The 13570-nt window shown below is 57.7% G+C and carries 11 protein-coding genes and 4 tRNA genes; 12 read left to right on the top strand and 3 right to left on the bottom strand.

Annotated elements, in window-relative coordinates; translation table 11 throughout:
• Positions 1 to 91 precede the first annotated feature (91 nt).
• Complete coding sequence (locus M2394_RS27770; RefSeq protein WP_178920856.1) at positions 92 to 502, top strand: hypothetical protein; 411 nt, start codon at positions 92 to 94, stop codon at positions 500 to 502.
• Here the strand turns inward: M2394_RS27770 and M2394_RS27765 are convergent.
• Positions 499 to 660 (bottom strand): hypothetical protein, encoded by a 162-nt coding sequence (locus M2394_RS27765; RefSeq protein WP_259175342.1) that lies wholly within the window; start codon positions 658 to 660, stop codon positions 499 to 501. The genes M2394_RS27770 and M2394_RS27765 overlap by 4 nt on opposite strands.
• A 211-nt stretch (positions 661 to 871) precedes the next feature.
• On the opposite strand from M2394_RS27765, the gene M2394_RS27760 reads away from it, so the two are divergent.
• Positions 872 to 1534, top strand: coding sequence for a peptidase C39 family protein (locus tag M2394_RS27760; protein ID WP_178920851.1), 663 nt, complete (start codon positions 872 to 874; stop codon positions 1532 to 1534).
• A gap of 144 nt (positions 1535 to 1678) precedes the next feature.
• Here the strand turns inward: M2394_RS27760 and pbpG are convergent, their stop codons facing one another.
• Positions 1679 to 2602 carry a D-alanyl-D-alanine endopeptidase gene (gene pbpG, locus M2394_RS27755; RefSeq protein WP_259175341.1) on the bottom strand — a complete coding sequence of 308 codons (924 nt, stop codon included), beginning with the start codon at positions 2600 to 2602 and terminating at the stop codon, positions 1679 to 1681.
• A 208-nt stretch (positions 2603 to 2810) separates the two neighbouring features.
• The gene (gene folD / locus M2394_RS27750; protein ID WP_178920847.1) at positions 2811 to 3665 is read right to left on the bottom strand and encodes a bifunctional methylenetetrahydrofolate dehydrogenase/methenyltetrahydrofolate cyclohydrolase FolD; all 855 of its coding nucleotides are present in this window, start codon (positions 3663 to 3665) and stop codon (positions 2811 to 2813) included.
• Between the two features lie 275 nt (positions 3666 to 3940).
• On the opposite strand from folD, the gene M2394_RS27745 reads away from it, so the two are divergent.
• From M2394_RS27745 to M2394_RS27700, 10 genes are all read left to right on the top strand, one after another.
• Positions 3941 to 4017 (top strand) — tRNA-Arg (locus M2394_RS27745).
• A 32-nt stretch (positions 4018 to 4049) separates the two neighbouring features.
• Positions 4050 to 4125: transfer RNA gene (locus M2394_RS27740), tRNA-His, on the top strand.
• A gap of 56 nt (positions 4126 to 4181) precedes the next feature.
• A tRNA-Leu gene (locus M2394_RS27735) sits at positions 4182 to 4266 on the top strand.
• Positions 4267 to 4342: 76 nt separating this feature from the next.
• Positions 4343 to 4418 (top strand) — tRNA-His (locus M2394_RS27730).
• Positions 4419 to 5029: 611 nt separating this feature from the next.
• A complete protein-coding gene (gene tig, locus M2394_RS27725; protein WP_178920845.1) occupies positions 5030 to 6340 on the top strand; it encodes a trigger factor in 1311 nt (436 codons plus the stop codon).
• Between the two features lie 91 nt (positions 6341 to 6431).
• Positions 6432 to 7067, top strand: coding sequence for an ATP-dependent Clp endopeptidase proteolytic subunit ClpP (clpP, locus tag M2394_RS27720; protein ID WP_017129550.1), 636 nt, complete (start codon positions 6432 to 6434; stop codon positions 7065 to 7067).
• Between the two features lie 112 nt (positions 7068 to 7179).
• The gene (gene clpX, locus M2394_RS27715; RefSeq protein WP_010209414.1) at positions 7180 to 8463 is read left to right on the top strand and encodes an ATP-dependent Clp protease ATP-binding subunit ClpX; all 1284 of its coding nucleotides are present in this window, start codon (positions 7180 to 7182) and stop codon (positions 8461 to 8463) included.
• 175 nt (positions 8464 to 8638) lie between these two features.
• Entirely contained in the window at positions 8639 to 11035 is a 2397-nt protein-coding gene (gene lon, locus M2394_RS27710) for an endopeptidase La (RefSeq protein WP_178920843.1), read from the top strand.
• A 148-nt stretch (positions 11036 to 11183) separates the two neighbouring features.
• A complete protein-coding gene (locus M2394_RS27705; protein WP_003174819.1) occupies positions 11184 to 11456 on the top strand; it encodes an HU family DNA-binding protein in 273 nt (90 codons plus the stop codon).
• Between the two features lie 231 nt (positions 11457 to 11687).
• On the top strand, positions 11688 to 13562 hold the full coding sequence (locus M2394_RS27700) for a SurA N-terminal domain-containing protein (protein WP_178920841.1): 1875 nt from the start codon (positions 11688 to 11690) through the stop codon (positions 13560 to 13562).
• Positions 13563 to 13570 lie beyond the last annotated feature (8 nt).

The following is a 13570-nucleotide window of genomic DNA, read 5'->3' as shown; positions in this document are numbered from 1 at the left end:
AAAGGGTGGCTCCTCAAGCTTGTAATCCATCGGACGCGACACCGTTGAGTGCCGTCCACCGCGTTTATCGATGTCCTTTTGGAGCCCTGCCATGTCACTTAAACCGTTGTTGTTGATCCCTGCCCTGGGTGCTGTCCTGTTGTTGTCGGCCTGCGCCGGCCCCCTTCCCAAGGCTGACCCGAGCGAAGCCTGGATTGGTTTGAAGGAAGAAGCACCGAATGACCTGATGGCCGAGCGCGTGGATGGCAAGCGCGTGGATGATGGGCGCTTTTTTGAAGTGACCCCGGGCGAGCATCGCCTGGACGTGACACTGTTCGAAGAAGAGCCAGGCGACGACAACCAGCAGGACTGCCAGGGTCGGGTCGACTACAAGCATTTCAAGGCGGGTGAGCACTACACCCTGGTGGAATCCAGCCTGGGCACCACCGTGCGCGCCTCCCTCAAGGATGGGCACGGCAAGGAAGTGGCTGCGACGCAGGACTTCAGTTGCATGCCTGGCTAGGCGTGGTGCACCGCAGCCTTGTGAGGCTTGGCCGGTGCAGCCGGTTTGACGTGGGGGTGATGGTGCCGACGGGTCACGCGCATGACCCCCCACAACATGGCGCCGGCAACCGCCAGCCAACCGCAGATCAACAGGAAAATCGTTGTTGCAAGGCTCATTCGGGCCTCCTTTCGCCCCCTGCGGGGCACACACAGTCTTCTCAATGGACAGTCTAGTCACCTGGCGGTTGCCCGCTATTGACCAATGGTCGAGTCCGTCCAACTTCTTTGCTCTATCCCGCGCGTTTTACTAAGGCCTTGGGCTATACCGGCGTGGCTCGGCGCCCTATGATCAAGGCCCTTACCGGAAGCTGATCAAGCGAGTAGAAAATTGCGGTTACGGTCGAACCTTCAAACATCCTTGTTGCTGGCCTGCGCGCTGGGGTTGGGCGCCTGTTCCGGGCAGCCGTCGAAATTGGCGGGCCTGCCGGAGCGTGTCGAACTCAATGGCGTGCCGACCTTTCGCAGCGAGGCTTACCAGAGCGGCCCCTCGGCTTTAGCCAGCATGCTGTCGCAACAAGGCATTGTCATGACACCGGGGTTGTTGGATAAACCGCTGCACTTGCCGGGCGGCGAGGCGAACCTTGAGCGCACCATGCAGGTGCTGGCGCGCGAGTACGGGCTGATGGTGTACCCGGTGGATGCCAAGCTGACGGCGGTGCTGGCGCAGGTGGCGGCGGGTTACCCGGTGATGGCGCGGATCAATTCGAGCTTCTGGTCGGGGACGCGCTACGTCGTGGTGGTGGGGTTCAACCAGCAGAAGAGTACCGTGCTGCTGCGATCGGGCATGGACCGGCGGCTGTTGATGAGCTTCAGCGACTTCGAATCGGCGTGGAAGAGTGCGGGTAACTGGGGGATTTTGACCCAGCGCCCGAGCCAGTTGCCGGCCAATGTGGATGCACAGCGTTGGCGTGATGCAGCCAATGCGACGGCGCAGGCTGGGCAGGAGCAGGCGGCGGCGCAGGCGCTGAAGGTGTTGGCGGAGAAAAAGTAAACAACAGAGCGTCGCAAACCCCTGTGGGAGCGGGCTTGCTCGCGAACGCGGTGGATCAATCGCTACTTTCGGTGACTGACACTCCGCCTTCGCGAGCAAGCCCGCTCCCACATAAACCCGTGTTCACACAGGAAGGTAGCGGGTTTAGCGGCGTACTTCTGCAGCGTTAGGACGGTTCTTCAGGTTCTTGTCGGCCTTGTAGCGCAATGCTACGTCAGGCACCGAGCCGCTCTTGCCGGTCTCGACCCAATTGCGGATGCGGCCAGCGTCGGCGAAGTGAGTGAACTTGCCGAAAGCATCCAGGATCACCAGCGACACCGTGCGGTTACCCATGCTGGTCACCAGCACCAGGCAGTGGCCGGCCTGGTTGGTGAAACCGGTCTTGGTCAGCTTGATGTCCCAGTTGGCGCGGTTGATCAGGTGGTCGGTGTTGGAGAAACCCAAGGTGTAGTTGGGTTTGCGGAACGACACGGTTTTTTCCTTGGTGGTGCTCAACTGGCTCAACAGCGGATAGTGGCGCGCAGCGGCCAGCAGCTTGCTCAAGTCGCGGGCGGTGGACACGTTGTGGATCGACAGGCCGGTGGGCTCCACGTAGTGGGTGCTGGTCATGCCCAGCGCCTTGGCCTTGGCGTTCATCGCCGCGATAAACGCCGGGTAGCCGCCCGGGTAGTGGTGGGCGAGGCTGGCGGCGGCGCGGTTTTCCGAGGACATCAGGGCGATCAGCAGCATTTCCTTGCGCGGCATTTCGCTGCCGATTTTCACGCGGGAGAACACGCCTTTCATTTCCGGCGTGTCCTTGATGTTGATGTCGATGTACTCATCCATATTCTGCTTGGCGTCCAGCACCACCAGGCCGGTCATCAGTTTGCTCACCGACGCGATGGGCACCACCACGTCCGGGTTGCTGGAATAGATGACCTTGTTGGTCTGCAGGTCCACGAGCATGGCGCTGCCGGAGGCGATTTGCAGTTTGGAAGTATCACGCGGCGCCAGGGTGGTTTCGGCGGCGTGTGCAAAGGTGCCTGTAAACGCAAAAAATAGGCTGACGAGAGAGAGACGAATTTTCACGCGGATGAACTCGCTAAAAAAGTAAGGAAATACCGTTCGGGAACGGGTTTTTGATAAATGCCGTTACATTTTAGGAGTATGGATCAGAAACTGTCGAATGTTCTTCTAGAACCGGACGAAAGTTCTTAAAAACTAAGAAAAAACAGGGTTTCCTGCGGGCAATAAAAAGCCCTGCGATAAGGCAGGGCTTTTTCAGTACGCCTGGTTATTAACCGTGCAGGGTCTCTGCGGCATACAGGGTGTTTTCCAGCAGGCAGGCACGTGTCATCGGGCCAACGCCGCCGGGTACCGGCGTGATCCAGCCGGCACGGGGCAGGGCGGTTTCGTACACCACGTCGCCAACCAGCTTGCCGTCTTCCTGACGGTTGATGCCCACGTCGATCACGATGGCGCCTTCCTTGATCCACTCACCCTTGACCAGGCCCGGCTTGCCGGCGGCCACGACCACCAGGTCAGCGCGGCCGACGTGGCCCGCCAGGTCCTTGGTGAAGCGGTGGGTGACGGTCACGGTGCAGCCGGCCAGCAGCAGCTCCATGGCCATTGGGCGACCCACGATGTTGGAGGCGCCAACCACGACGGCGTCGAGACCGTAGAGGTCGACACCGGTGCTTTCCAGCAAGGTCATGATGCCTTTAGGGGTGCACGGGCGCAGCAGCGGGATACGCTGGGCCAGGCGGCCGACGTTATAAGGGTGGAAGCCGTCCACGTCTTTGTCGGGGCGAATGCGCTCCAGCAGCTTGGAGGCGTCCAGGTGTTCGGGCAGCGGCAGTTGCAGCAGGATGCCGTCGATGGCCGGGTCATCGTTGAGGCCGTCGATCAGGTCGGTGAGGGCCTGTTGGGTGGTCTCGGAAGGCAAGTCGTAAGCCTTGGAGATAAAGCCGACCTCTTCACAGTCTTTACGCTTGTGCGAGACATAAACCTGAGAGGCAGGATCGCTGCCGACCAGGATCACCGCGAGGCCGGGCGTACGCAGGCCTTGCTGGCTACGCTCGGTGACGCGTTTGGCGATCTGCTGGCGCAGGCTGGCGGCGATTGATTTGCCGTCGATAAGTTGTGCAGTCATTACGCGTGATTAACCATCGAGAGGGGGAAGAAAAGTGCGCGCATTCTCGCATGCCAGGACGTGAGGGCAAAGGCGCTTGGTCAGCAAATTGCCCTAACCCCTTAAATAAAATGAATTTTTTTCAAAAAAGATTTGACGGGTTTCCAGGCCCTCTATACTATTCGTCGCACTTGTCGGGCACAGCCTAGCACTGGTTAAGAAGGTCGAGCAGAATGGTTGTTCTGCAAGGCTGGAAGCACTTAGTTTGTAATCCTCCAAGAGTACAGATTAATAAGGCGCCCGTAGCTCAGCTGGATAGAGCATCCGCCTTCTAAGCGGATGGTCGCAGGTTCGAGTCCTGCCGGGTGCGCCATTAGGCAGCTTTGGCACAAGTAGCGCAATATGGTGGGCGTAGCTCAGTTGGTAGAGCACAGGATTGTGACTCCTGTTGTCGTGGGTTCGATCCCCATCGTCCACCCCATATTTCGAAAGGCGCCAGATTAAACATCTGGCGCCTTTGCTTTAAGAGCTTCAAGCGCGGATGTGGTGGAATTGGTAGACACACTGGATTTAGGTTCCAGCGCCGCGAGGCGTAAGAGTTCGAGTCTCTTCATCCGCACCAATCAAGCTTTACCTGGTCTTCGGGCAGGGTGAGGCCAGACAAGGAAGCTGTTCGAGTTCTTTGTTGATGCAATATGGTGGGCGTAGCTCAGTTGGTAGAGCACAGGATTGTGACTCCTGTTGTCGTGGGTTCGATCCCCATCGTCCACCCCATATTCGGAAAAGCGCCAGGTCAATGATCTGGCGCTTTTTTTTGCGTCCCGAAAAGGCTCTGCCGCGCTTACAGAGGTGGGAATGTCCTTGTATGGGCCTGGATTCCCGTCAGGTGGTGATTGACGTCCAGAAAAAAACAAGCATTCTCAATGCCTTGGCGTTAGAATCGTTGCCGGTTTTGAGCGTGTGGAACTGATTCAGGGCTATTTCCGGATCAGTACAGCTATTTAATAGCGAAGACGGCACAGTACCTGGAAACGGGGCTGTGCCGTTTTTGTTTAAGTGTTTCGAGTTTTCAGGGTAGGGCGCTTCGTCGTATTTGTGTGTCTCGATGCTGCCGCCGTACCCGCTGGTCTTGCGTGCAAGTCCAGCGGCCAGGGGCGTGTTTCCAGGCTCTTCTATATATAGAAGGGTTGAGGCAGAGCCCTGGCGTGATGAGCTGTATTTGCTAACGGGATGAGGTGCATGCGTGCACTTGAACCTATAAATGGCCTGCTGTTTTTCTACCCGTTTTCAGTAGGGTGACTTCTTGAGTTTGACCCACTAGAATGCATGCCCTTGATTCTGGGGTCGGAAACGGCCGGCTAACGTCTGTGCAACGAGGAATATCCATGCAAGTTTCTGTTGAAAATACTACTGCCATCGAGCGCCGCCTGAGCATCACCGTTCCGGCAGAGCGTATTGAGACTGCGGTCAACAAGCGTCTGCAGCAGACTGCCCAAAAGGCCAAGATCGCTGGTTTCCGTCCAGGCAAAGTGCCAATGACCGAAATCAAGCGCCGTTTCGGTGCCGATGCGCGCCAGGAAGCGATTGGTGACGTGATCCAGGCTTCCTTCTACGAAGCCGTTGTCGAGCAGAAGCTGAACCCGGCTGGCTCGCCTTCGATCGAGCCTAAGTCCCTGGAAGCTGGCAAGGACCTGGAATACGTTGCCGTATTCGAAGTGTTCCCAGAGTTCGAAGTTGCCGGTTTCGACGGTATCGCCGTAGAGCGCCTGAGCGCTGACGTAGCTGATTCGGACCTGGACAACATGCTGGAAATCCTGCGCAAGCAGAACACCCGTTTTGAAGTGGCCGACCGTGCTGCCCAGAACGAAGACCAGCTGAACATCGATTTCGTTGGCAAGGTTGACGGCGAAGCATTCGCTGGCGGCTCCGCCAAGGGCACTCAACTGGTGCTGGGTTCCAACCGCATGATCCCTGGCTTCGAAGACGGCCTGCTTGGCGCCAAAGCCGGCGAAGAGCGCGTTCTGAACCTGACTTTCCCAGCTGACTACCAGAACCTGGACCTGGCTGGCAAAGCCGCCGAGTTCACCGTGACCGTCAACAGCGTTTCCGAGCCTAAGCTGCCTGAGCTGAACGAAGAGTTCTTCGCTCAATTCGGCATCAAGGAAACCGGTATCGAAGGCTTCCGCACCGAAGTTCGCAAGAACATGGAGCGCGAGCTGCGCCAGGCCATCAAGTCCAAGGTCAAGAACCAGGTCATGGACGGTCTGCTGGCCGCCAACCCGATCGAAGTGCCTAAGGCCCTGCTGTCCAACGAAGTGGATCGCCTGCGCGTTCAAGCGGTTCAGCAGTTCGGTGGCAACATCAAGCCTGACCAACTGCCGGCCGAGCTGTTCGAAGAGCAAGCCAAGCGCCGCGTTGTGCTGGGCCTGGTCGTGGCTGAAGTGGTCAAGCAATTCGACCTCAAGCCTGACGAAGATCGCGTTCGCGAAATGATCCAGGAAATGGCTTCGGCCTATCAGGAGCCTGAGCAGGTCGTGGCTTGGTACTACAAGAACGACCAGCAACTGAACGAAGTACGTTCGGTTGTGCTGGAAGAACAAGTTGTGGATACTGTTCTGCAGAAGGCTAAGGTGACCGATAAAGCGGTCTCTTACGAAGAAGCAGTCAAACCGGCGGAAGCAGCGCAAGCCGACTGATTGTCCAACTCGTTGGAAATTCAACCATAAGCCAGCCTCGCGCTGGCTTATGCGTTTTCAAGACATGACTATTTGGGAGTAACTGCAGAGCATGTTCCGTAATTCCTATATTCAGCAGAACTCTGATATCCAGGCCGCTGGCGGCCTGGTCCCGATGGTTGTAGAGCAGTCCGCTCGTGGCGAACGCGCCTACGACATCTACTCGCGCCTGCTCAAGGAGCGAGTGATCTTTCTGGTTGGCCCCGTAGAGGACTACATGGCCAACCTGATCTGTGCGCAGCTGCTGTTCCTTGAAGCCGAAAACCCGGACAAGGACATCCATCTCTACATCAACTCCCCAGGCGGTTCGGTCACTGCAGGTATGTCGATCTACGACACCATGCAGTTCATCAAGCCGAACGTGTCGACCACCTGCATCGGCCAGGCGTGCAGCATGGGCGCATTCCTGCTGACCGCAGGTGCCGAAGGCAAGCGTTTCTGCCTGCCCAACTCGCGCGTGATGATTCACCAGCCACTGGGCGGTTTCCAGGGGCAGGCGTCGGACATCGAGATCCACGCCAAGGAAATCCTGTTCATCCGCGAGCGCCTCAATACATTGATGGCCAAGCACAGCGGGCGCACCCTGGAAGAAATCGAGCGCGACACCAATCGCGACAACTTCATGAGTGCCGAAGCTGCCAAGGCATACGGCCTGATCGATGAAGTGATTACCCAGCGCCCCGCTTAATATAAGCCGCTCAAAATAGGGCTGGTCGGCGTGTCCGACCACTGGCGGGCTTGAAAAAGCCCGCATAAGCCTTCATCTTGTGTTGCAAGCCTATCGGATTTGGATCGAACGAATGACTGACACCCGCAACGGCGAGGACAACGGCAAGCTGCTCTATTGCTCCTTCTGCGGCAAAAGCCAGCATGAAGTACGCAAATTGATTGCCGGCCCCTCGGTGTTTATCTGCGACGAGTGCGTCGACCTGTGCAATGACATCATCCGTGAGGAGGTGCAGGAAGCCCAGGCCGAGAGCAGTGCGCATAAATTGCCTTCGCCTAAAGAAATCAGCGGCATCCTTGACCAGTATGTCATTGGTCAAGAGCGTGCAAAGAAGGTTCTGGCCGTAGCGGTGTACAACCACTACAAGCGCCTGAACCAGCGTGACAAGAAAGGCGACGAAGTTGAACTCGGCAAGAGCAACATCTTGCTGATCGGTCCTACAGGCTCGGGTAAAACCCTGCTTGCAGAAACCCTCGCTCGCCTGCTGAACGTTCCGTTTACCATCGCCGACGCCACCACCCTCACCGAGGCTGGCTACGTGGGTGAGGACGTCGAGAACATCATTCAGAAGCTGCTGCAGAAGTGCGACTACGACGTAGAGAAGGCCCAGATGGGTATTGTCTACATCGACGAAATCGACAAGATCTCGCGCAAGTCCGACAACCCGTCGATCACCCGGGACGTTTCCGGTGAAGGCGTGCAGCAAGCCCTGTTGAAACTGATCGAAGGCACGGTCGCTTCCGTACCGCCACAAGGCGGCCGCAAGCACCCGCAGCAGGAATTCCTTCAGGTTGATACACGCAACATCCTGTTCATCTGTGGCGGTGCGTTCTCGGGTCTGGAAAAAGTTATCCAGCAGCGCTCCACCCGGGGTGGCATCGGCTTCAGTGCCGAAGTGCGCAGCAAGGAAGAAGGCAAGAAGGTGGGCGAGTCCCTGCGTGAAGTCGAGCCTGACGATCTGGTCAAGTTCGGTCTGATCCCGGAATTCGTTGGCCGTCTGCCGGTCCTGGCCACGTTGGACGAATTGGATGAGGCGGCTTTGATCCAGATCCTCACCGAGCCGAAAAACGCCCTGACCAAGCAATACGCCAAGCTGTTCGAGATGGAAGGCGTGGACCTCGAGTTCCGCACCGACGCCCTGAAGTCCGTGGCCAAACGGGCGCTGGAGCGCAAGACCGGTGCACGTGGCCTGCGTTCGATCCTCGAAGGCGTTTTGCTCGACACCATGTACGAAATCCCCTCGCAGTCCGAGGTGAGTAAAGTGGTGATCGACGAAAGCGTTATAGAAGGCAAGTCCAAGCCACTGTATATCTACGAAAACAGTGAGCCGGCTGCCAAGGCTGCACCGGACGCGTAAGCGTTTTGCAGTCGCAGAGCAAGCAAGGGGCCTTTCGGGGCCCCTTGTTTTTTGGGGCGGTTTTTTAATTAGCGTTGATTCATGCGTTTAACTGCTGGCATTGCGCTTGTTTTTTTTGCATGCAGCCCCCATCTTGGTTTCAAGCTTATTTTTCATCTGTCATAGAGGCGAAATCATGAAGACCACCATCGAATTGCCTCTCCTGCCGTTGCGTGATGTCGTCGTCTATCCGCACATGGTTATCCCGCTGTTCGTGGGGCGCGAGAAGTCTATCGAAGCCCTCGAGGCCGCGATGACGGGCGACAAGCAGATCCTGCTGTTGGCCCAGAAGAATCCTGCTGATGATGATCCAGGCGAAGACGCCTTGTATCGCGTCGGCACCATTGCCACTGTCCTGCAATTGCTCAAGCTGCCTGATGGAACCGTCAAGGTGCTGGTAGAAGGCGAGCAGCGGGGCGCCGTGGAGCGTTTCATGGAGGTGGATGGCCACCTGCGCGCCGAGGTGGCGCTGATCGACGAAGTCGAAGCCCCTGAGCGCGAATCCGAAGTGTTTGTTCGCAGCCTGCTCTCGCAGTTCGAGCAGTATGTGCAGTTGGGCAAGAAAGTCCCGGCTGAAGTCCTGTCTTCCCTCAACAGCATCGATGAGCCAAGCCGCCTGGTCGACACCATGGCCGCGCACATGGCGCTGAAGATCGAGCAGAAGCAAGACATCCTCGAAATCATCGACCTGTCGGCCCGTGTCGAGCACGTGCTGGCCTTGCTGGATGCCGAAATCGACCTGCTGCAGGTTGAGAAGCGCATCCGTGGTCGCGTCAAGAAACAAATGGAACGCAGCCAGCGCGAGTACTACCTGAATGAGCAGATGAAGGCCATTCAGAAGGAACTCGGCGACAGCGAGGAAGGCCACAACGAAATCGAAGAGCTGAAAAAGCGCATCGATGCCGCGGGCCTGCCCAAAGACGCCCTGACCAAGGCCACCGCCGAGCTGAACAAGCTCAAGCAAATGTCGCCGATGTCGGCCGAAGCCACCGTGGTGCGCTCCTACATCGACTGGCTGGTGCAGGTGCCGTGGAAGGCCCAGACCAAGGTGCGCCTGGACCTGGCGCGTGCCGAGGATATTCTCGACGCCGATCACTACGGCCTTGAAGAAGTCAAAGAACGCATCCTCGAATACCTCGCCGTGCAAAAGCGCGTGAAGAAGATTCGTGGCCCGGTGTTGTGCCTGGTGGGTCCGCCGGGTGTGGGTAAAACTTCCCTGGCCGAGTCCATTGCCAACGCCACCAACCGCAAATTCGTGCGCATGGCCCTGGGTGGTGTGCGTGATGAAGCGGAAATTCGTGGTCATCGCCGTACTTACATCGGTTCGATGCCAGGAAGATTGATTCAAAAGATGACAAAGGTTGGCGTGCGCAACCCGCTGTTCCTGCTCGATGAAATCGACAAGATGGGCAGCGACATGCGTGGCGATCCAGCGTCGGCGTTGCTGGAAGTGCTCGATCCTGAGCAGAACCACAATTTCAACGACCATTACCTGGAAGTCGACTACGACCTGTCCGACGTGATGTTCCTGTGCACCTCCAACTCCATGAACATTCCGCCAGCATTGCTGGACCGGATGGAGGTGATTCGTCTGCCGGGTTACACCGAAGACGAGAAGATCAACATCGCCGTCAAATACCTCGCGCCCAAGCAGATTTCGGCCAATGGCCTGAAGAAGGGCGAGATCGAATTTGAGGTCGAGACCATTCGCGACATCGTGCGCTACTACACCCGTGAGGCCGGTGTACGGGGCCTGGAGCGCCAGATCGCGAAAATCTGCCGCAAGGCGGTCAAGGAACACGCACTGGAAAAACGCTTCTCGGTGAAGGTGACAGCCGACTCGCTGGAGCACTTCCTTGGCGTGCGCAAATTCCGCTACGGCCTGGCCGAACAGCAGGATCAGGTAGGGCAGGTCACTGGCCTGGCGTGGACCCAGGTGGGCGGCGAATTGCTGACTATCGAAGCGGCGGTGATCCCTGGCAAAGGCCAACTGATCAAGACCGGTTCACTGGGTGATGTGATGGTCGAATCCATTACCGCCGCGCAGACCGTGGTGCGCAGCCGCGCGAAGAGCCTGGGGATCCCCCTGGACTTCCACGAGAAGCATGACACTCACATCCACATGCCGGAAGGGGCTACCCCGAAAGACGGCCCTAGCGCTGGCGTAGGCATGTGCACGGCCCTGGTGTCGGCATTGACCGGCATTCCGGTACGCGCTGACGTGGCCATGACGGGTGAAATTACCCTGCGTGGTCAGGTACTGGCGATCGGTGGTTTGAAAGAGAAATTGCTGGCTGCACATCGGGGCGGTATCAAGACCGTGATCATTCCGGAAGAGAATGTTCGCGACTTGAAGGAAATTCCTGACAACATCAAGCAGGATCTTCAGATTAAACCGGTTAAATGGATTGACGAGGTCCTGCAAATTGCGCTGCAATACGCGCCGGAGCCCTTGCCGGATGTGGCTCCGGAGATAGTCACAAAGGACGAAAAACGCGAGTCTGATTCCAAGGAAAGAATTAGCACGCATTAATGCGATTAAGCCTGGTGGCTTCCTTGACAGCTTTTTAGAGCCCTTGTTATAAAGCGGCTCTTAAGTGTCTGTAGGCCATTCAGCACTGGTTTTTGCTTTCACCAAAAAACTTAGAATCATACTCAATAGATATATAAGGGGACTTAGAGTGAACAAGTCGGAACTGATTGATGCTATCGCTGCATCCGCTGATATCCCGAAAGCTGCTGCTGGCCGTGCGCTGGATGCAGTAATCGAATCCGTCACTGGCGCTCTGAAGGCCGGCGACTCCGTGGTACTGGTAGGCTTCGGTACTTTCTCTGTGACTGATCGCCCAGCTCGCACTGGCCGTAACCCACAGACTGGCAAAGCACTGCAAATCGCTGCTGCCAAGAAACCAGGTTTCAAAGCCGGTAAAGCCCTGAAAGAAGCCGTTAACTAAGCTTCGCTCAAGCCTTACCTACCCGGGTCGGACGAAGGTCCGGCCTGGCAGCGGAGCGGCAGCTGACCCAAGTATCCATCGGGTCGCCACGCCGGGGGTGTGGGTTCAAACCCCCGTCCGCTCCGCCAGTTACGAGAAGGCGCATCCTCGGATGCGCCTTTCTTCTATCCGGACTCTACCCACGCTCCACGGTTGCCTAATTTTTGAAGTTCAACCGTTTCTGGGGGACGCATGCTGCAGAATATCAGGGACAATTCACAAGGCTGGATTGCCAAGACCATTATCGGGATCATCGTCGCATTGATGGCGTTTACCGGTATCGAGGCCATTTTCCAGGCTTCGACCAACAATAAGCAGGACGTGGCCAAGGTCAACGGTGAAGAGATCACCCAGACCGAACTGAGCAACGCTGTCGATATGCAACGCCGTCAGCTGATGCAACAGCTGGGCAAGGATTTCGATGCCTCCCTGCTGGACGAAAAGTTGCTGCGCGACGCGGCCCTCAAGGGCCTGATCGATCGCAAACTGTTGCTGCAAGGCGCGGCGGATTCCAAGTTCGGCTTCTCTGAAGCGGCACTGGACCAGGTGATCCTGCAGACTCCGGAATTTCAGGTGGACGGCAAGTTCAACGCCGAACGCTTTGACCAGGTGATCCGTCAGCTGGGTTACAGCCGTATGCAGTTCCGTCAGATGATGACCCAGGAAATGCTGATCGGCCAGGTTCGCGCAGGCATCGCCGGCAGTGGTTTTGTGACTGACGCCGAAGTGCTTGCATTCGCCCGTCTGGAAAAACAGACCCGCGATTTCGCCACCGTCAATCTCAAGGCCAACCCTGCCGCGGTGAAACTCACCGACGATGAGGTCAAGGCTTACTACGACCAGCACGCCAAAGAGTTCATGACCCCGGACCAGGTGGTCATCGACTATCTGGAGCTGAAGAAGTCTTCCTTCTTCGACCAGGTCACCGTCAAGGACGATGAACTGCAAGCGGCCTATCAGAAAGAAACCGCCAACCTCGCTGAACAGCGTCGTGCCGCGCACATCCTGATTGAAGTCAACGACAAGGTCACCGAGGCGCAAGCCAAGGCCAAGATCGAAGAGATCCAGGCACGCCTGGCCAAGGGTGAGAAGTTCGAAGCCCTGGCCAAGGAATTCTCCCAGGACCCGGGTTCGGCCAACAATGGCGGTGACCTCGGTTTTGCCGGCCCTGGCGTCTACGACCCGGACTTCGAAACTGCCCTGTATGCCTTGAACAAGGATCAGGTATCGGCACCGGTACGCACCTCGTTCGGCTGGCACCTGATCAAGTTGCTCGGCGTTGAGGCACCGCAAGTGCCAACGTTCGCCAGCCTGAAAGACAAGCTGACCCGCGAGCTCAAGACCCAACAGGTTGAACAGCGTTATGTCGAAGCGACCAAGCAATTGGAAGACGCGGCATTCGAAGCCTCCGACCTGGCGCAGCCCGCTGCTGACCTGAAACTGACTGTGCACACCTCCGCGCCATTCGGCCGTGAAGGTGGCGAAGGTGTTGCGGCCAACCGTGCCGTGGTGACCGCAGCGTTCAGCCCGGAAGTGCTGGATGAAGGTGCCAACAGCTCGGCCATCGAGCTGGACCCGGAAACCATCATCGTGCTGCGTGCCAAAGAGCACTTGAAGCCAACGCAGCTGCCGCTGGAAAGCGTCTCTGCGGCAATCCGCACCCAGATGACCAAGGAGCGCGCCAGCGCGGCGGCCAAGACCCATGCTGACGAGTTGATCGCCAGCCTGCGTGATGGCAAGACCCCGCTGAACCAGCCAATCGACGGCCAGGCCTGGAAGGTTACCGAAGCGGCTACCCGCAACCAGGAAGCGATTGACCCGGCCGTGCTGCAAGCACTGTTCCGCATGCCCAAGCCTGCGGCCAAGGACAAGCCGACCTTCACCACCGTGACCCTGGCTGACGGTAGCCTGGTGATCGTACGCTTGAACGGCGTCAACGAGGCGGCTGCTCCTACGGACGAAGAGAAAGCGCAATACCGCCGCTTCCTCGCCTCCCGTATTGGCCAGCAAGACTTCGCGGCGTACCGCAAGCAGTTGGAAGCCAAGGCTGACATCAAGAAGTTCTGATGCACGCC

This window comes from Pseudomonas sp. BIGb0164, assembly GCF_024810135.1.
Classification (GTDB): domain Bacteria; phylum Pseudomonadota; class Gammaproteobacteria; order Pseudomonadales; family Pseudomonadaceae; genus Aquipseudomonas.
This window is presented reverse-complemented; position numbering and strand designations above follow the sequence as displayed.